At 41.2% G+C, this 19,812-nt stretch carries 13 protein-coding genes; 1 reads left to right on the top strand and 12 read right to left on the bottom strand.

Annotated elements, in window-relative coordinates:
- Positions 1 to 109: 109 nt before the first annotated feature.
- Positions 110 to 1,402, top strand: a complete 1,293-nt coding sequence (locus tag CJ305_RS07065) for an aminopeptidase P family protein (RefSeq protein WP_099645564.1) — start codon at positions 110 to 112, stop codon at positions 1,400 to 1,402.
- A 111-nt stretch (positions 1,403 to 1,513) separates the two neighbouring features.
- On the opposite strand, the gene CJ305_RS07060 is transcribed toward CJ305_RS07065, so the two are convergent.
- From CJ305_RS07060 to uvrC, 12 genes are all read right to left on the bottom strand, one after another.
- Positions 1,514 to 1,954: a hypothetical protein gene (locus CJ305_RS07060; RefSeq protein WP_099645563.1), complete on the bottom strand. Its 441-nt coding sequence runs from the start codon at positions 1,952 to 1,954 to the stop codon at positions 1,514 to 1,516.
- A 118-nt stretch (positions 1,955 to 2,072) separates the two neighbouring features.
- Positions 2,073 to 3,725 (bottom strand): Ig-like domain-containing protein, encoded by a 1,653-nt coding sequence (locus tag CJ305_RS07055; protein WP_099645562.1) that lies wholly within the window; start codon positions 3,723 to 3,725, stop codon positions 2,073 to 2,075.
- 74 nt (positions 3,726 to 3,799) lie between these two features.
- Complete coding sequence (locus tag CJ305_RS07050; protein WP_099645561.1) at positions 3,800 to 5,518, bottom strand: hypothetical protein; 1,719 nt, start codon at positions 5,516 to 5,518, stop codon at positions 3,800 to 3,802.
- A gap of 11 nt (positions 5,519 to 5,529) precedes the next feature.
- Entirely contained in the window at positions 5,530 to 8,100 is a 2,571-nt protein-coding gene (locus tag CJ305_RS07045) for a TonB-dependent receptor (RefSeq protein ID WP_099645560.1), read from the bottom strand.
- A 175-nt stretch (positions 8,101 to 8,275) separates the two neighbouring features.
- Positions 8,276 to 9,919, bottom strand: a complete 1,644-nt coding sequence (gene pgi / locus CJ305_RS07040) for a glucose-6-phosphate isomerase (protein WP_099645559.1) — start codon at positions 9,917 to 9,919, stop codon at positions 8,276 to 8,278.
- 2 nt (positions 9,920 to 9,921) lie between these two features.
- Positions 9,922 to 11,160, bottom strand: a complete 1,239-nt coding sequence (locus CJ305_RS07035) for a M23 family metallopeptidase (RefSeq protein WP_223248820.1) — start codon at positions 11,158 to 11,160, stop codon at positions 9,922 to 9,924.
- Positions 11,161 to 11,190: 30 nt separating this feature from the next.
- Positions 11,191 to 12,144 carry a tryptophan 2,3-dioxygenase family protein gene (locus CJ305_RS07030; RefSeq protein WP_099645558.1) on the bottom strand — a complete coding sequence of 318 codons (954 nt, stop codon included), beginning with the start codon at positions 12,142 to 12,144 and terminating at the stop codon, positions 11,191 to 11,193.
- Positions 12,144 to 12,920, bottom strand: a complete 777-nt coding sequence (locus CJ305_RS07025; RefSeq protein WP_099645557.1) for a DUF3108 domain-containing protein — start codon at positions 12,918 to 12,920, stop codon at positions 12,144 to 12,146. Before CJ305_RS07025 ends, CJ305_RS07030 begins: the two co-directional genes overlap by 1 nt.
- Before the next feature lie 150 nt (positions 12,921 to 13,070).
- Complete coding sequence (gene hppD, locus CJ305_RS07020) at positions 13,071 to 14,231, bottom strand: 4-hydroxyphenylpyruvate dioxygenase (RefSeq protein WP_099645556.1); 1,161 nt, start codon at positions 14,229 to 14,231, stop codon at positions 13,071 to 13,073.
- 238 nt (positions 14,232 to 14,469) lie between these two features.
- Entirely contained in the window at positions 14,470 to 15,630 is a 1,161-nt protein-coding gene (locus tag CJ305_RS07015) for a homogentisate 1,2-dioxygenase (RefSeq protein WP_099645555.1), read from the bottom strand.
- 78 nt (positions 15,631 to 15,708) lie between these two features.
- A complete protein-coding gene (locus CJ305_RS07010) occupies positions 15,709 to 17,970 on the bottom strand; it encodes a patatin-like phospholipase family protein (RefSeq protein ID WP_099645554.1) in 2,262 nt (753 codons plus the stop codon).
- Complete coding sequence (uvrC, locus tag CJ305_RS07005; RefSeq protein WP_099645553.1) at positions 17,967 to 19,763, bottom strand: excinuclease ABC subunit UvrC; 1,797 nt, start codon at positions 19,761 to 19,763, stop codon at positions 17,967 to 17,969. Before uvrC ends, CJ305_RS07010 begins: the two co-directional genes overlap by 4 nt.
- Between the last annotated feature and the right edge of the window lie 49 nt (positions 19,764 to 19,812).

Below are 19,812 nucleotides of genomic sequence, written 5' to 3'. Positions count from 1 at the left end.
CCTCCCTTCAAAGGGAGGGCCCGAAAACGTAAAGCCTCCCCTTTGAAGGGGAGGTTGGAGGGGATGTTCCTCGAATTTCCTGTACCTTTGAAAAAATTCAAATTCAATTATGAAATACGACCCTATAGACCGCAACTTATTTATCAAAAACCGTAAAAATTTTATGGAGGCTATGCAGCCAAATAGTCTTGCGGTGTTTAACAGTAACGACATTTACCCAATAGGTGCAGATAGCACGATGCCTTTTCAGCAGAACCGCGATTTGTTCTTTTTAAGCGGAGTAGATCAGGAGGAAAGTATCCTGGTGTTATTTCCTGATTGCCCGAAAGAAAAGCATCGCGAAATCCTGTTCTTAAAGGAAACCAATGACCATATTGCTGTCTGGGAAGGTGAAAAGCTTACCAAAGAGCATGCGTATGAAGTGAGCGGTGTAAAAACCGTTTACTGGCTTAAGGAATGGGATAAAATTTTCTACGAACTGATGACTCAGGCCGAAACGCTTTACATCAACACCAATGAGCATTACCGTGCTAATGTGGAGACCGAAACCCGCGAGGCGCGTTTCAACAAAACCGTAAAAGAGCAGTATCCCGCTCATCGCGTGGCAAAAAGCAATCCTATTTTGCAGCGCTTACGCTCGGTTAAAGATCCTATTGAACTCGACATTATGCAGCAGGCCTGTAACATCACCGAAAAAGGGTTTAAGCGCGTGCTTCAGTTTGTTAAACCCGGCGTAATGGAATATGAGATTGAAGCCGAATTTATGCACGAGTTCCTCAGAAATCGCTCCAGAGGTTTTGCCTATACGCCTATTGTCGCGAGCGGAAACAACGCGAATGTTTTGCATTACGTAGTCAATAATTCTGAATGCAAAGCAGGAGAATTGATCTTACTGGATATAGGTGCAGAATATGCCAATTACAGTAGCGATATGACCCGAACCATCCCGGTAAGCGGAAGGTTTTCAGAGCGCCAAAAAGAAGTTTACAATGCCGTGCTGCGTGTAAAAAAGGAAGCGACCAAGATGTTAGTACCCGGAGCGCTCTGGGGACCCTATCACGAAGAAGTGGGTAAACTGATGACTTCGGAATTAGTAGGTCTTGGGCTTCTTGATAAAGCTGATGTTCAAAACGAAAACAAAGACTGGCCGGCTTACAAAAAGTATTTTATGCACGGCACTTCACACCATATTGGTCTGGACACCCACGATTACGGATTGCTGCACGAACCCATGCAAGCCAATAATGTGTTTACGGTAGAGCCGGGTATTTATCTGCCCGATGAAGGTTTTGGTATTCGTCTGGAAGATGATGTAGTGATTCAGGAAAGTGGCGAACCTTTTAATCTGATGCGCAACATTCCGCTTGAGGTTGAAGAAATCGAAGACTGGATGAAACGTTAGACGTTAGACGTTAGACGTTAGACGTTAGACAAAATTAAAAACCCTATAAATAGTGCGCTAGTCATAGGGTTTTTTTATCTAAATAATTGGGTCTAAAATCTCACCTCTATTTTAAAACCAGTTAGACCAAGGAATGCGTGTTAGCATTACAATCAATGCAAGGGTATAAAAAATAGCCAGTAATTTAAACTTGGGCTTTGAGGTCAGTTTCTTTTTGTGTTTGCTGTAGCCAATCGTTATGAATACTACGGTTACAATCATCGCGAGCGGATGCTCCACAACGTACAACCTCAGATTAGGATCTTTCATTGCAGCGCTCATCCCTTCAGAAGCGATGGCTTTAGCGCCTAATGGTGAAACAAAGTAAAGCACGATTCCTATCAGCAACTGAATATGCGTAACAATCAATGTAAAAAGTGCTAGGCGAAAATCACGGGCGCCAAATTCTTTATTTCCAAAATAGGAAACAATCACATTTATAGTCGTTATAGTCAGTACGATGAGCACAAGATAGGCCCAATAGGAGTGTACAAATTGTATGGTGTTATACATGATTTAGTTTTTGGTTTTCAAAGATAACTTTTTGAGGTGAAACCCATGCTTTTAAAAACAGTGGAAAGCAAAAAACCCTTCCGTTTCAGGAAGGGTTTTTAAACTTTTCAGACATCAATTACTGCCAGGTATTCTCAGCAGGTGTGCCGCCCCATATCAAGGTTATCAAATACGGATTGTCAATAAATGGGTTACGATTGCCCTGAGCACCTTGAATTACGTTATTGCGCTGCTTTTCGAATTCAGACACCGGATCTTCGCGGTTCCATTTTAGAAACAAATCAAGGTTACCTACTCTATTAAAGTCTTCTCCATAACGAATATTTAGGTAGAGCACCATACGCGCTACATCTCCCTTCCACTCATCACCGGGATACCAGGAATTGTCGTTAACCAACTTGTAAATACCGCTTCCATCTACAAACGGATAATTGAGACGCAATGAGTTTATCGCATCATCTGTGGAACGTAAATGGTGTAAATCAGTCACCGCATCTTCGGTAGATAACAGGGATTGCGGGAAAACATGTTCCGTATTAAAGGTTTGTGGCGAATATGAATTTGCACTAGATGACCACTCCCTGCGATCGCGACTTTCACCTGTATACATCAGGATTACATTAGCAGAGTTTGACGGGTCTTCATCTGCGTCGTAAAGGTAATCGTGACGATCTGTATATTCTAAAATAGTTGTGTGATTATATCTGGTGAAAAATCTCAAAATATCAAAGTTCTCTTGAGTTGCTGATCTAAACGGAATATTCTCGTAATAGCTTTTCAATTCAGATGGAATTGTAAATGACTGCTGATCTGTGTAAACCTGCACATGAATAATTCCCTCCGAGCAAGAAGCATTAGGCTGATCATCATCACACAGAGAATAAGTTATTTCATCCATTCCATTAAAACCAGCCGGAGCAGTGTAGGAGATTGTCTGATCTTCATTTAATACAACACTTCCTGAACCGGAATAGCTTAAGCTTGTAACAGCAGCATCGTCTAGAAGATTGTCATTTTCTAAAAACCGAGATAGGGTTATAGTACTTGAACCTGCTTTCGCTATAAACTCATCGTTTACTGCTGTTGGATTCCCTTCATCAGTAACCGTAATTACTATATTTGCTGTCATACAATTAGGCGTGGCATCGTCATCGCACAGGCTATATGTAAAGGTATCTTCTCCCGTAAAACCATTTGGAGCAGTATAAGTTATTGAAGCATCTTCATTTAAAACAGCAGTACCTTCCAAACCGGTAATATCTATCGAAGAAACTTTTGCATTATCTAAAAGTTCGTCATTATCTGTAAAGTTTTTTAGAACTAGAGAACTGTTCTCCTCAACCTCATAACTATCATCAACAGCTACAGGCTCTGCTCCCGTAACCGTAATTGTGACTTTAGCGCTTGAGCAATTTGCAGGTAATTCAGCATCACAAAGTGTATATTCAAAACTGTCTTCTCCTACATAATTTACTGGAGGTGTATAACTGTAAGAATCATCACTATTCTTTTTAATAGATCCACCTTCTACTGAAGATGCATCAAATTCTGTTATTCTACCATAATCGTAGATCACATCATTTTCAAGCAAATTTGAAATTCTTAGCACTTCATTCTCTCCGGTAGTATAAGTATCATCAACTGCCTCTGGCGCTTTAACTTCTGCTTCCGGCTCCTGGCTTTGAGGGCTTTCATCACTACTACAACCCAACAAACCAATTAACATAAAGCCTAAAGCTATTTTGGAGTATTTCAATTCAACTTTTTTCATAATACAATTTTAATATAGAAAAGAAAACCTCCCACATGGCTGCAGGAGGTTTTTAAAATTTAATGCACTAAAGATTAACCTTGATATTTCCAAGAACCATCCTCAGTCTTTATTAAAGCATAATTAGCATTAACTGTAGAACCGTTATAAATGCTTACAACAAGCTGGTATTTCTGACCAACTTCTGCGTTAGGCGCAACGATATCAACTAAAATTATGTTGAATGCTTCTAACAATTCTGCGTCATCCCAGCTGAATGTATTAAAGTTACCATACTGACTCAAATTCGCAGTTTCAGAAGGATATTTTGCTCCAAGCTGATCAGCAACGTAATCATAATCACTTGCGGCAAGAACATAAACTATAGTATTATCTGGCAGCCATTCTCCATCTTCTTTACCAAATTGAAGTTTGGTTTCAATAACTTCAGGCAAGTATTTAAACGAGCCGTTAATAAACTCAAACCTTCCATATTTAGTGACCGTACGACTACCATTGTAATATCTAAACGCTACTGATTTATAATCACCAGGTTGAGCATAAGGAAATAACTGATCTAAATATAAGCCAATAAAATAACCTGCATCTTCTAAATCTCCGAAGTTGGAAAAACGTTGACCAAATTCATTTTGATACAAGCTACTGTCTAACTCTAGAGGCCTATTCCATTCGCCTTCTGTTAATGAAAAAACTCTTGTTACGTCCGCAACAATTATTGTCGGCTCATTATCTTCGACAAAATTCCCAGAATCTTTTATAAGTGAAATATTGGCTTCACGTGTAGCACCTCCAGGAAACTCTGCATAAGTAATATTGAATTTTGAACCATCTACAGCACTTGGGAATTGATCTTTCAAAACAACATTGAATGCTTCAAGAATAGCTTCTGGACGCCAGTAATTACCACTTGTTTCACGTATATCAAAACTACTAAAACGCGCAGCATTCGCCGCCGGACCAGGATAATCCGATGCCAATTCCACACCTATTAAATCATAATCAGACTCACTAAGAGTGTAAGATGTAGCCAATGAAGACTCTACGACATACTCACCATCTACAAAACGCACCCCTACATTCCTATTCACGTCTGAACCATCATAGGCATTATAAGAAACATTGTAGACCTTAGTCTCATCATTACCAAAATTTTCATCAATTATTAAACCTATAGCCTCAACAATTTGATCTAAACTCCAAGCACTACTACTATTATTTTGAATATTGAAATTACCAAACCTCGCTAAGTTTGAGGCTTGAGCAGGATATTCATCCTCAAGTTCAGTAGCCGCAAAACTATAATCTGCATCAACAAGTTCATATTCTATAACTTCTGCTTGAACTCTATAACTAAGTTCTACTAAATCCCCTTCAAGAGACTGCGAAAACTCATCCTCAAGAAAACCTTGAACAGAAGCAAAGTTTGGAAAATAATCAGTTTCCAACCCGGCTGCAGAATAATCTGCTTCTACAACAGTATAAAACGAAGGCTCGAGGGTGTCATTTACCATAAATGTAACTTCAACTAAAGATCCGTTCCCCAGAATAGGAAATTGTTGCTCTAATAAAGCAGGAATAAGTGCTCTTGCTTCATCTTCATCATTGAAGTAATTATCATCTAATTTAAGATCGCTATAGTCATCCTCAGTTAACGTATAAGGAACTGCATTCCCATCATTGTTGAATTCTGGCGCATTAGCCTCCAATTCTTCATTGATATCTTCTAGAGGCTCACAACCTACTGTTGCCAGGCTCAACAGGGCAAAAACCCATAAATAAATAAAATTTTTCATTTTCAATATTTTTAGAAATTAATTTTTGCACCTACAGTATACGTTCGCCCAGGGCCGTAGTATACAAGAGCCGTCTCTGCAACAGAACCAGAACCGTTCTGTGAATCTGAAAGATATTCTGTATCTAAAACGTTAAACACATTAGCGTTGATCTGAGCATTAAAACCTCCAAATTCAAAACGATGCGTCAAACCTAAATCCAGTAATCCATAAGCTGGCATCTCCCAGGTTTGTGGTCCTCTCTCATCACGCCCTAGTGGATTATAATCTGAGAAATAATCCCCAGCATAGTTAAAGTTGGCACGTATATTAGTAGATGGTAATATCGCGTAATCTGCGCCTACTGCAAAAGTAGTTTGAGCAGAGTTACCTACTTTCAATCCATCAATCAAAACATTTACTAAAACAGGTTCGCCCTCATCATCAACCAATTGATTCTGGTCTTCATCAAAAATAGGCACATCCTCAACATCGTTATCCCATTTCCAATCTCCTACGGAAAGCATACCGGTCAACGTTAATGCATCAACAGGACGATATTGCATTTCCAATTCGATACCCTGGTGTAATGCATCAATACCTAAGATGTTAGCGGTAAATTGATTATCATTAGGGTCAGTAAATCTTCTGGTAAATGTTCTATCCATCCATTTAGTGCGATATACGTTTAAGTCAGCTCTAAAGTTACTTCCTCTAAACCCATAACCCAATTCTGCACTAAAGATTTTCTGATTCTCGGCATCAGCGTTCACATCATTTTGAAAATTCTGGAATACGGCATCATTAAATGGTGCTCTTTCAAAATACCCAATATTTGCAAACACGTTATTTTCAGTGTCCAATCTATAATTAACACCACCCTTGGTACTGAAAGCCGGGAAATTAATCCAGTCAGTTTCACGTTGAGGATCGCTGTCTAAATAGTTAAAAAAGTCTTTACGCTTATATGCTGTATTAGAACCTGCTACAGATACTACTGCAGAAAGGGCGTCTTTATCATATTCAGCCTGAGCAAAGAAACCTGCCCAATTCGTATATCCAAAATCATAGTAGCTAAATTTATCACCTTCGCGAACTAACTTATTCGGATCGTTTTCATCATTATCATCAATATAATATAGTCCTCCAAGGAGATCTGTCACTTCCTGATAATGCTCTCCTTTATAAATACGTAAGTCTATACCTCCAGTGAAATCAATAAAATCTGAAATTTCTGTATTGAATTGGGATAAAGCACCAAGCCAATTGTGGTTATTTCGAGATGCTCTCAAGATTGTTTCAGATCCATTAATACCTGCTGCCTGGTTATCTGCAGCAATAGCATCAAGATCTACCGGTCCATATAATCCGTCTCGATAAGGAGAATTGGTGCCAAATTGAAATTTATTGTCACCAGACCAGCCACCGCCACCACCGGTACCAAATGAATAGTAAACAGCAGAAGAAAGAGAAGATTTATCATTAATTGTCCAATAGTGGTTTAATGACATTTGTGGCTTGTGATAAAAGTTATCTTCGATGCTTACAAACTGACCATTTCTATAACCCCAGTCAACATTAGTTTTAATTCCAGAAGGACTTCTTCTGTAATCATCTATCAAAAGACGATTTTGACGCTGACCGTGACGTTGTGGCGCTCCAAATGCGGTAAAAGATAATTCGTGATTTTCATTAATCTTTTTAGCCACATTCACAAAATATGAATAGGCATCGAATGGAGTTCCATCAACAAAGCCATTACCAGAAGTTCTGGACAAACTTACTGTCGCCGCCCAATCGCTGTCTAAAAGACCAGTTGAAAGTGTAAAACCATATTTAGTATACCCATCGTTACCGGTAGTCATCATTACATTTCCACCTTTTGCAATGTCAGTTGATTTAGTAACAATATTTACTGTACCTCCAATTGAAGGTAAAGCAATCATTGCAGCTCCAAGACCTCTTTGAACCTGCATTGAACTTGCAACATCAGAAAGACCAGCCCAGTTACTCCAGTATACTCGACCGTTTTCCATATCGTTTACAGGAATACCGTTAATCATTACCGCAACGTTCTCCGAGTTAAAACCACGTATACGCAATTCTGCATCTCCAAAACCACCTCCTCCTCGTGTGGCATAAACACCGGGGGTTGTTTTTAAAATCTCAGGAAATTCCTGATTACCCAATTGATTCTCGATAGTTTCAGCTTTAATTGTAGAAACTGCAACAGGTGTTTTACGATCTATAGCTAAAGAGTAAGAACGAACAATTACTTCATCTAAAGCATTATCATCCATAGCTAACTCAATGGTACCTAAATCAATAACTTTTTGACCCGAGAGGTCAAATGGAATAACCTTAGGAGCGAAGCCCACATAAGAAACACGTACAGAACCCGTGTTTTCTACTACCTGAATGGTAAACATACCATCAAAGTCTGTTGAAACACCGTTTGTGGTGCCTTCAATAACAACGTTAACTCCGGGTAGGGGTGTACCATTCTCACCATCTACTACAGTTCCACGAATAGTCCCTTGAGCCTGTGCCGCAGCAGTAAGCAAAAGAAACACAAGTGTAAGTAAACTTGTAATTTTTTTCATTGTGCTTGTTTAAGTTTAGATTTTGCGCAAAAGTCTTATAAAAGACCCATTTAAATATTAAGAGAACGTTAAGGATTATTTTCTCTTTTTTAACTTCTGCTAAAAATAACGCAACAAACAACTCGCTAAAAGCCAGTTCGTTGAATTAAATCTAAAACTTATCAACACCCGTTAATTAACTCTTAAAAGCTTTAATCAACTGCGTGGTTGAAGCATCGTGAGCAGCTACCTGATCTGAATTGAGGTCGTTCAGTACATTTTTGGCGAGTTGTTTACCTAATTCTACACCCCATTGATCGTAACTGTAGATATTCCAAAGGATACCTTCTGTGAAGATCTTGTGTTCGTACAAGGCAATTAAAGCTCCCAAACTTTCAGGAGTTAGCTTGTCAATCAAAAGTGTGGTCGTAGGCTTGTTTCCATCAAATACTTTAAACGGAACCAGTTTTTCAATGGCATCTGAATCCATCCCTGAAGATTGAAGTTCTTCGCGAGCCTCTGCTTCGGTTTTACCATTCATAAGTGCTTCGGTCTGCGCAAAAAAGTTTGCCATCAACTTATTGTGATGATCGGTATCGCCGTGAAGGGAATGTTTATACCCAATAAAATGGGTCGGGATAATTTTGGTTCCCTGGTGTATGAGTTGGAAAAAGGCGTGTTGTGAATTGGTTCCCGGTTCACCCCAAACGATTTGACCAGTTTGATAATCTACGTGTTTCCCATTACGGTCAACGCTTTTCCCGTTACTTTCCATGATTGCTTGCTGCAAATAGGCCGGAAAACGGTGTAAATACTGGGTATATGGAATAATCGCTTCACTTTCGGCACCAAAGAAGTTGTTGTACCAAACCGTAGTAAGCGCCATCATCACCGGAATGTTTTCGCCCAAATTAGCATTTTTAAAATGCCCATCGGCTTTGTGAGCTCCTGCAAGCATACTTTCAAAATTGCTGTATCCTACTGCCAGAGCTATAGAAAGGCCAACAGAACTCCATAGTGAAAAACGACCGCCAACCCAGTCCCACATCGTGAACACATTATTCGGGTCTATACCAAAGTCTTTCACCGCTTCCTCATTTGTAGAAACCGCAACAAAATGTTTAGCCACCGCTTCCCCTTCACTTGCTGCGCCCGCAACCTTATCTAAAAACCATTTACGAGCGGTATTGGCGTTAGAAAGGGTTTCCTGCGTAGTAAAGGTTTTTGAGACGATTACAAAAAGAGTAGTCTCCGGATTCAAAGATTTCAATGATTCGTGCACATGATCGCCATCTACGTTAGAGATAAAATGCACGTTGAGATGATTGTGGTAATAGGCCAATGCTTCGGCAACCATCACTGGGCCCAGATCTGAACCTCCAATACCAATATTCACCACATCGGTAATAGCTTTGCCGGTATACCCTTTATGGCTTCCGCTGATAACCGTATCGCAAAAACCTTTTATTTTTTCTTTTACGTCATTAACCTCAGGAATCACATCTTCACCATCAATGCTTACGTGCGCATCTTTAGGCTGACGTAAAGCAGTGTGCATCACCGCACGGCCTTCGGTCTCGTTAATTTCGGCTCCGCCAAAATAGGCTGCGCGTGCTTCTTCCAGATTCATTTCTTCAGCCAAATCAAGCAGTAACGATTTGGTTTCTGCAGTCATTCGGTTTTTGCTGTAGTCAACTAAAAAATCATCCCATTTTAAGGTGAACGCTTCCGCACGGCCGGCATCGGCAAACAAATTTTTCATTTGAAGATCTTTTACCTTTTCAAAATGAGCTTGAAGGGCCTTCCAGGCTTTGGTCTGTGTGGGATTGATTTTTTTCATGTCTAAATTGATTTATCGAAGGTTATTTCATCTAGTTGCGCTCGTAAAGGAGCTATGTGTTCAAAATATTCAGGCTGCAGTTCTTCTGCCAGGGGCTCTGAAGTAGGTAAATCAATATTGAATGGATCTACCTGCTTGCCATTTTTCCAAAAACGGTAGCAAACGTGAGGTCCGCTGGTGTTTCCGGTCATACCAATATAACCAATTACTTCTCCCTGGCGCACATACTCACCACGATTTACAGCTCGTTTACTCATGTGCAAATATTGGGTCTCATAGGTGCCGTTATGGCGGAGTTTCACATAATTACCGTTACCACCCCGATACTCTGAAGCGATCACGGTACCGTCTGAAGTCGCCATAATAGGCGTGCCAACCGGCGCGGCAAAATCGGTACCCTTATGTGGACGTATGCGGTTACCGTAGTAGGCAATTCTACGTTTCAAGTTGTAGCGCGAAGAAATACGCCCAAACTTAAGCGGACTCTTTAAAAAAGCACGTCTTAAATTATCGGCCTGCTCGTCGTAATAGTCAGGCTTTCCTTTTAGACTATCACTTATAAAACCGAAAGCATAAATGGGTTTACCCTTATGTTCAAACCAGCTGGCTTTGATCTTCCCAAAACCTGCCGGAATGGTGTCATTGATATATTTTTCTGTATAAATGACTTTAAACTTATCGCCGGGCTGAAGCTTGAAGAAGTCAATAGTCCAGGCATAAATGTCTGCCATTCCGTAAGCAACCAGAATATTCAAACCTAGATCATCAAAGGTGGTTGAAAGGTTGTCTTCAATAACTCCGTATGCGATACGTTCTTTTACGGTAACCGGTCTCTTTTTGGCCAAAGCCTGCACGACCTCATCTTTAAAATCAAGCACTACATAGTCAATCTTGTTTTGCTCGTAGATAAAGACCTGAGCCTGGCCGGTTGAATCTTTACTTTTTAAAAGCGTGTAGGGTTTACCTACAACGATCTTTCGGGTATCAAATACCGAAGCAACCGAATCTGTAATCTGCTGAATAGTCCCGTAATCAATTCCGTTTTCAAAAAGAATCTGCCCAAAACTATCACCGGGTTGAATGGTATCTGACACAACCTCGTAATCTTCAAGTATATAACCAAATTTTTTGGTTTTTGGTTTTTTGACCTCCTGTACAACGGGTTCTTTTTCTTTTGTTTCATCGTCGGCGCAGCCTATTAGGGTAAGCATAGCCATAAGTATGAGACTTAATTTTTTCAATTTTGGGCTTTTGATAGTTAAGGATTACGATTAAATGTTTTTACCCCAATCTGTGCGCTCTTGTTCAGACCACAAATCAGGAAAAAATATACGTTTTTGATATTTGGGATGCATGTATTTGACCCAGTCACTACCACCTGTGGCTTCCAGGGGCTCTTTGCCCTGATTTAAATAATGTACCGCAGTATGATAATGAGACATTACCCATTTAATATTTACCGTATGGTCATAATGACGCATCGCCGCTACCAGCGTTGCATCCTTTTGATCTTCGGCGGGCAACATTTTAAACTTTGACCACAAATTTAAGTTTTTGTAAGCTTTTAAGAAACGTATAAAGTCTTCCTTATATTTCAATTCAAAGTCTTTTAACGTGTACGTTTTCTCTCCGGTAGTGTAGTCTTTACCGGCAGCCTGCCAATACAGGTGCTCTATTACCTCATCGTAATACAATGGGTCCTGCTCATCTTTTGCTTTAAAGCTTTCGCGAAAGCGGGCATCAATAAGGTTTATATATTCTGTGGAAGCAAATTCTATCAGACGGTACTGGGCGCTCTGAAAACCACTTGCCGGACTCAGCGTTCTCCTGAATTTAAGATATTGCTCCATCTGCATCCCTTCGCGCATAATGGTAAAGGAAGTAGTAAGCATATCAAAATACCGACTGATGCGCTGTAGTTTTTCACTGAAATGCGCAACATTTAATTCCTGAGTATAAGCGACCTGCTCAATTTCCCAGAGAATCATTTTAAAAAGCAGTTCGTTGATTTGATGGTACATAATAAACACCATCTCATCAGGAACAAGCGTGCGCTGGTTTTGCAAACTGAGCAGTGTATCAACCTGAATGTAATCCCAGTAGTTAATGGGTTTACTGTGAACAAAACCTTCCAGCTGATGATCCAGGTTTTGGCCCATCGCATCAAACTTATTTTGTAGGGCTTCTAATTGTTCTTGAGTTTCAGGACTGCTTGTATGCGTCATTAATCTTGTATAATGTAGAATGGATGCTTAAGACCTTTGTACGCTTCAATGTCTGCTTTTAAAGAGCCTACCGCTAAATCTGCTTTGATTTGCAAAGGTATTTTATTTTGATCATCACTTATCCAAACCGTTAGACTTTCTTTCTCTTTAAATACACGTCCCGCCTGTACGTAGGGTCTAAAGATTAGGCTGTTTACCTTTCCAAATTTGGTTTTGATCACCTCACGCCCCAAAAACTTCAGCTTAAACTTAAAGTTCTCTTGATCAAAAAACATATTGATCACGGTCTCGTCACCCTCTTTCAGGTTTTTAGTGTCAATTGAATTGCGCAGATAGTAAAAACTGCTCACCATATCGTGAATGGAAGGCTCTGTCTTATACGTCGTGGTATTGTTGTGTTTTTTATCGTTTACCGTAGCTACGCGCGCCTGCTGATCAAAGTCGATAACCTTGTCTTTAGTATGACCGCCTTCATCAATTTTCCGAATAAAGCGATACGGTAGCGTGCTTTGTTTGTCGATATAGGTTTCGTAGTAGTCTTCTACACCAAAAAATAATTTGGTCATCCCGGTAGTGACTCCCTTTCCTTTTACGTGATAGACCGGCTTACCTTTATAGGTGTCGTTCACAACTCCCAAAGTTGCTTCTCCTGCCTTCCACCAGCCGCTATAGCTGATGCGAAAACGAAACCATTCTCCATCCTGAAATGCAGGTTCCTGAGCATAGGTAAAAGAAGCTGCCATAAGCAACATTAAAAGTATATATATCTTTCTCATAGTTCTTAGTTTGAAGCGTATACCTATGCTTTTACAAGAGTTGTTCCAAAAGTAGCCAAAAGTGTATTATTCACAGGTTATGCTATCATTAAAATGAAAAATCCCCGTTTGTACAACAGGGATTTAGCTTCAATAGTATATCTAAAACGGTTAAAGTGTTCCGCGTTGCGCCTGCTCGCGCTCAATAGACTCAAAAAGGGCTTTAAAGTTACCGGCACCAAAACCTTTCGCGCCCATACGCTGTATGATTTCAAAAAATAAGGTTGGGCGATCTTGTAGCGGCTTGGTGAATATCTGAAGCAAATAACCTTCTTCATCAGCATCTACCAGAATAGAAAGTTCCTGAAGTTTGGTTAAATCTTCTTTCATCGTATCCATATGCGCACCGAGTCTGCGTGGGATGTCATCATAATAGGCTTGTGGAGGTGGCGGCAAAAACTCAACGCCTCGGGCTCTTAGTGCTGAAACGGTCTTGACAATATCATCTGTTGCTACAGCCAGGTGTTGCACCCCGGGACCTTCGTAAAAGTCTAAATACTCTTCAATCTGTGATTTTTTAATGCCCTCTGCCGGTTCGTTAATGGGGAATTTAATACGCCCGTTACCGTTGCTCATCACTTTACTCATCAAAGCCGAATATTCGGTGGTGATTTGCTTATCGTCAAAGGTTAGGAAGTTAACAAAGCCCATGACTTCTTCATACCACTTCACCCAGGTGTTCATCTCGCCCCAGCCCACATTACCTACCATATGATCAATATATTTTAAACCGGTAGGCTCCGGGTTGTAATCAGATTCCCATTTTCTATACCCGGGCATAAACTGACCCTTATAGTTTTTGCGCTCTACAAACATGTGTACGGTCTCCCCATAGGTGTAAATCCCCGAACGTACGACTTCGCCGTGCTCATCGGTTTCTACTTTAGGTTCCATAAAGGGTTTTGCTCCGCGTTTTGTGGTTTCTTCGAAAGCGCTGCGCGCATCTTCCACCCAAAGGGCAACTACTTTTACGCCGTCGCCATGTTTTACGATATGATCATTAATCGGCGAGTCGCTGTTAAGCGGCGAAGTAAGCACCAGGCGAATTTTATCCTGCTTCAATACATAACTCACACGATCTTTTTGACCGGTTTCTAACCCGCTGTAAGCAAAAGACTGAAAACCAAAAGCGGTTTTGTAAAAGTGCGCCGCCTGCTTGGCATTACCCACATAAAATTCTACATAATCAGTGCCCAGAAGCGGTAAAAAATCCTGCGCTCCTTCAAATATTTTTTCTAGACCGTAGTCTACTGATTTTAGTTCCTTACCCATTTTTTATTCGGTATTTCTGATTTCTTGTTTAGTATTTGTTGAAGAGTGGAAGTGTCAAATAGTTTTAAAACTTTGTATTTCCACTTTCGTATTTCGTATTTAATTTGAATTGCTAATCAACCTAGCCCTGATTGCAGCGGCATCCTTTTTACCGGTTGCTGAGTGATTTGCCAGCGGCAAATTGTATCGAAGCACCGGGAAAAAGATACAGCGGAAAGCAGGAAACAGCTCCTAAAAATTAATGTGGAAGCCAGGATTTATAATAGCTTTCATCAGCAATAGGCATCGCGTCTTCACAAATCTGTAAAGGCTTAAACGTGTCTACCATGACGGCCAATTCTTCGGTTTCGGTCTTGCCAATGCTGCGCTCAGTCGCTCCAGGGTGTGGCCCGTGCGGAATGCCGGCAGGATGCAGCGAAATGTGCCCCGCCTCAATATCATTACGGCTCATAAAATCGCCGTCTACATAATACAAAACCTCATCGCTGTCAATATTGCTGTGGTTGTACGGCGCCGGAATACTCTGCGGATGGTAATCGTATTTGCGCGGACAGAAACTGCACACCACAAATGCACTGGTCTCAAAAGTCTGGTGCACCGGTGGCGGTTGGTGAATGCGCCCGGTAATAGGCTCAAAATCGTGAATGGAAAATGCGTAGGGATAATTGTAGCCGTCATAACCCACCACGTCAAACGGATGCGTGGCATAAATCATCTCAAACAGATCGTCCTGCTTCTTGATTTTCATCAGGAAATCGCCGGTCTCGTTATTTGTTTCTAACTCGTAAGGCCGTCTCAAATCACGCTCACAAAACGGCGAGTGCTCGAGTAGTTGACCAAACCAGTTGCGGTAGCGTTTTGGGGTATAAATGGGGTGGCGAGATTCTACAATAAACAGGCGGTTGTCGCTGTCGTCAAAATCCATCTTATAGATTGTGCCGCGCGGTACCACAATATAATCCCCGTATTTGAAATCGAGATTTCCCAGGTGACTGCGGAATTTCCCACTACCGCGATGCACAAACAGGAGTTCGTCTGCATCGCTGTTTTTGTAAAAATAGTCCTGAGTTTTATTTTGCGGAGCCGCCAAAATAATGGTGCAGTCGCTATTGGTCAAAACAGGCTTACGGCTATCCAGATAATCAGCTTCGGGCTTAATCTCAAAACCTCTGAAGCGGTAGGATTGAATGTGGTTTGCCTTGGCAATTTTGGGCTTTACATTTTTGCTTCCTTTAATCTCCTTAACCTGAGTGGGGCGCTGCTCGTGATACATATTGCAGTACATCCCGTCAAAACCGATGGTGCCAAAAAGCTGCTCGTAATACAGGCTGCCATCGGGTTTTCTAAATTGGGTATGCCGCTTATGCGGAATCTTACCGAGTTGATGATAAAAAGGCATAGTTTATATTTTTCTTCGAAAACGTTATCGTTATTTACAAATATCGTAAAACCGGAAGCGTTTTGGGCTAATTTTTTCTTAAAACCAAAAACCTAAACTGAAGTTCCAAAACACCCTATCGATCTCAGGAGAATACGACAGTTTCGTCTGCAAAGGTCCTACAAGACTTTCTAATCCGTAGCCCAGGAAATACCCGGTATTGTTAGGCGCAGAAAACCAGTTTCCGCTGGTGAAAAGGTCGTTTTCAATATTTGCTATGTTACCGCCAAAATTAAGATGATGCTTTTTATAAAAATTGTAATCAAACGTAATCTCAGATTTCACCAGACCATCACCGGTAAGACTCACATAATCATAGCCATAAAAAGAGACTATGTTATTGATGAAATCATTTCCCCAGCCGCCCAGAACATAGTCTAACGTATTTACGCCTGTACCGCCTATTTTAAAACCACCTTCTACACCCAGCACCATCGCAAAACGCGAACTCAGGCTTGCTGCGTATTTAAGCTGGGCACTCCCCATTGAAAATTCGTCAAAATTGTTGTTGTAATCTGATGAAAACAAATACAGATTGAAGTCTCCATTAAAATACCAGCCGGAAGTTGGAAAATATTTATCATCAAAGGTGTCAAGCAATAAATTACCGTAAGCGCTAAAATAATGGCTGTTATCAAAATAGACTTTGCTGTCGGGATTTTCCGCTAAACGCACGCTTTCGGTATCTATTTCTAAAAATTTATGCTCCAGGCCTATGCGCAATGCAAATTGCTTTTGAAACAGGGTTTGCAAATATATTTGGTTGGTTATATCCATATAATCAACCGTAAGGCTGTTGAAACTCTCTAGAGGGAGGTCACTCAACTGCTCCACAAAACGGGCATCTACCCGCGTTTCAAAACTGTTATATCTGGACTTCAGACCAAAACCCAGATAAAAACCGTTGTCGCTGTAATAATCAAAATCATAGCGAATGTTATCACCCAAACCGACACTCAGCGAAGCGATATCGTTTTTAAAAAGCGCCCGTTTCTTGGTAATATTTATGAGTGCTGCACTCTTATAAATATCGTCATAGTGCAAGCCCGCTTTGAGAGAGGTGGTTGATTCGCTCTCGGCAAGGTTAAGCACCAAATGATACTGACCGCTGTCGTATTTTTCCAGACGGTGGTTGATGCGCTCAAAGTTATTAGTAGCGGCAAGGTTATTTATACCTTCAAAGAGCTTATCGTAGGTGATCTCAGCAGGTAATTTGACTTTGAGTTTCCCTAAAATGTAACTGCGCGTATAATAGGTATTACCATTAATCGCAACACTGCGAATGCTCAGGGTATCGCCCTGTTTGAGTAAAGCCGGTGGCTTATGGTAAAGCGTATCTTGCAGGGCGGCTAGTTTTTTAAGCTCGTCGCCAAATTCGCGGGCTTTGCTAGTTCCTGCTTTGATAATACTGTCACCCTTTTCAAAATCCATCACCGTGTATTCTTCGATGTTGGGTTTGATGTAGATGTCTGTAAGTTCAGTTTTATCTTTCATCGCATTGATAGTGCGGTAATTATTTATTTGCATCAGCATCTCAGGCGCGCTTTTGAGCTCTTCCTTATCCCGGAGATCATCCTGCACATCTACGCCAATAATGAAATTAGCTCCCCGCCGTCGCAATTCTTCTACCGGATAGTTGTTAACCACGCCCCCATCAATAAGCAACTGCCCATCAAGAATCACCGGACTAAACAACGACGGCAAAGCCCCGCTTGCTGAGATCGCTTCCGCAAGGCAACCCTTATCCATAATGATCGCTTCCCCCTTTTCCGCATCGGTTGCTACGCAAAAGAATGGAATATCAAGCATGGTAAAATCATCAACTTCCTCAACGTGATGGGTAAGCCTGATAAATAGGTTATACACGTTCTGACCTTTTGATAAAGCAGAAGGAAAAGAGACTTTGAAATGATCAAAGGGAAGGCTTAAAGCAAATTTTTCGGCATCGGTACGTTCCTGTAACGATCGTGCACTACGCGGTATATCATCCTGAATGAGTTTTTCAAAATTAACCACCTTGAAAATGGAGTCTAACTGCTGCGCGTTGTAACCGGCAGCATACAGTCCGCCCACGATAGCGCCCATACTGGTACCGCCTATGTAGTCGATTTTGATGCCGGCTTCTTCCAGCTCTTTAAGCACACCGATGTGCGCGAGGCCTTTGGCACCGCCCCCGCTAAGCACCAGGCCTACTTTTAAATCCTTGCCTGAGGGAACTTTACTAAAATCCACGCCTGTTGTGTCCTGAGCATAAGAAGTCAGTGTTAAAAGAAGCAGGACTAAGGCAGTGTATTTTTTCATTCCGTTTGTTGATAATGCTCGTATATAATTTTGGCCTTTGCCGGGCCTATAACCTCTGCAAGGGCTTTTTCTGAAGCGGCCTTGACTTTACTTACCGATCTAAAGTGCCGCAGTAACTCCACCACGGTTTTTTCACCAATACCGCTAATGGTTTCCAGCTCGGTATTTAAGGCATTGCTGCTGCGCTTGTTTCTATGAAAAGTAATCCCAAACCGGTGGGCTTCATTTCGCAGTTGCTGAATCACTTTTAGAGTTTCACTCTTTTTATCCAAATAAAGCGGAATCGAATCTCCCGGATAGAACAATTCTTCCAACCGCTTTGCAATCCCGATTATGGCAATTTTACCGCGTAATCCTAAACTTTCTAAGGCCTTAACTCCTGATGAAAGCTGACCTTTACCACCATCTACAATAATGAGCTGTGGCAGGGGTTCGTCTTCATTAAGCAGGCGGCGATAGCGTCTAAAAACCACCTCTTCCATAGACGCGAAATCATCGGGTCCCGTTACCGTCTTAATATTAAATTTACGATAATCTTTCTTGCTGGGTTTTCCATCTTTAAAAACCACACAGGCCGCAACCGGATTAGTCCCCTGAATATTGGAGTTATCAAAACATTCAATATGCCGCGGCTCAACCGAAAGTCTCAAATCGGCCTTCATCTGCGCCATAAGCCGGTTAACATGACGATCAGGATCTACGATTTTAGTTTGTTTAAAACGCTCCATCCTGAAATATTTAGCATTGCGCTCAGAAAGCTCTACAATACGCTTCTTATCGCCCAGTTTGGGTACGGTAACTTTAAATTTTTCGCCCAGATCAACTTCAAATGGCGTGTAAATCTCCGGAGACTGCGAGTTGAAGCGCTGCCTGATTTCGATAATACCGATCTCGAGCAATTCCTGATCAGATTCGTCGAGTTTTTTCTTGAGCTCGAGCGTGTGGGAGCGTATGATCGCTCCGTGTGAGAGCTGTAAAAAGTTTACGTAACCGTAACCTTCATCAGACACAATACTAAACACATCTACATTGTTGATAGACGGGTTGACCACGGTGCTTTTAGCCTGATACCCTTCCAGAATATCTATTTTATCTTTGATGCGCTGGGCATCTTCAAACTCCATCGCATCTGCGTGTTCTTTCATTTTAGAGCGGAAACGGTGCAACGAGTCTTTAAAATTTCCCTTAACGATATCCCGAATGGCTTCAATATTATCATGATAGGTTTCCGCTGAAATCTTATCCTCACAAGGACCCAGACAATTGCCCAAATGATACTCGAGACAGACTTTATATTTGCCCGACTCTATTTTCTCTTTTGAAAGGTCGTAATTACAGGTACGCAAGGGATACAGCCCTTTGATGAGATCAAGCAGGGTATGTACGGTTTTCATACTCGTATACGGCCCGTAATATTCACTGCCGTCTTTAATCATCCGCCGCGTAGGAAACACTCTGGGAAAACGCTCGTTTTTGATGCAAATCCACGGATAACTTTTGTCGTCCTTAAGCATGACGTTATAGCGCGGCTGGTAATTTTTGATCATATTATTTTCGAGCAGCAAGGCATCGGTCTCGCTTTCTACCACAATATGTTTAATCTGCACAATCTTGCGCACCAGCATATGGGTGCGGGCGTTGTCGTGCTTTTTATTAAAGTACGACGACACGCGTTTTTTCAAATTTTTGGCTTTGCCTACGTAGAGCAGCTTGCCCTTTTTGTCATAGTATTGATAGACCCCTGGGCTGGAGGGTAAAGTCTTAAGCTGAATTTCTAAATCTGGGGTTTCCATACCACTCAAAATTACAGCTTATTGGTCGCTAAAAAAAGAAATACCCGTC

The sequence above is a fragment of the Leeuwenhoekiella nanhaiensis genome (genome assembly GCF_002744755.1).
Taxonomy (GTDB): Bacteria; Bacteroidota; Bacteroidia; order Flavobacteriales; family Flavobacteriaceae; genus Leeuwenhoekiella; species Leeuwenhoekiella nanhaiensis.
This window is presented reverse-complemented; position numbering and strand designations above follow the sequence as displayed.

Coding starts and splice junctions, on each gene's coding strand:
- CJ305_RS07055 (WP_099645562.1), bottom strand. CDS start 3,725: ATGAAAAAAGTTGAATTGAAATACTCCAAAATAGCTTTAGGCTTTATG.
- CJ305_RS07025 (WP_099645557.1), bottom strand. CDS start 12,920: ATGAGAAAGATATATATACTTTTAATGTTGCTTATGGCAGCTTCTTTT.
- CJ305_RS07045 (WP_099645560.1), bottom strand. CDS start 8,100: ATGAAAAAAATTACAAGTTTACTTACACTTGTGTTTCTTTTGCTTACT.
- uvrC (WP_099645553.1), bottom strand. CDS start 19,763: ATGGAAACCCCAGATTTAGAAATTCAGCTTAAGACTTTACCCTCCAGC.
- CJ305_RS07030 (WP_099645558.1), bottom strand. CDS start 12,144: ATGACGCATACAAGCAGTCCTGAAACTCAAGAACAATTAGAAGCCCTA.
- CJ305_RS07050 (WP_099645561.1), bottom strand. CDS start 5,518: ATGAAAAATTTTATTTATTTATGGGTTTTTGCCCTGTTGAGCCTGGCA.
- CJ305_RS07065 (WP_099645564.1), top strand. CDS start 110: ATGAAATACGACCCTATAGACCGCAACTTATTTATCAAAAACCGTAAA.
- pgi (WP_099645559.1), bottom strand. CDS start 9,919: ATGAAAAAAATCAATCCCACACAGACCAAAGCCTGGAAGGCCCTTCAA.
- CJ305_RS07015 (WP_099645555.1), bottom strand. CDS start 15,630: ATGCCTTTTTATCATCAACTCGGTAAGATTCCGCATAAGCGGCATACC.
- CJ305_RS07060 (WP_099645563.1), bottom strand. CDS start 1,954: ATGTATAACACCATACAATTTGTACACTCCTATTGGGCCTATCTTGTG.
- CJ305_RS07010 (WP_099645554.1), bottom strand. CDS start 17,970: ATGAAAAAATACACTGCCTTAGTCCTGCTTCTTTTAACACTGACTTCT.
- hppD (WP_099645556.1), bottom strand. CDS start 14,231: ATGGGTAAGGAACTAAAATCAGTAGACTACGGTCTAGAAAAAATATTT.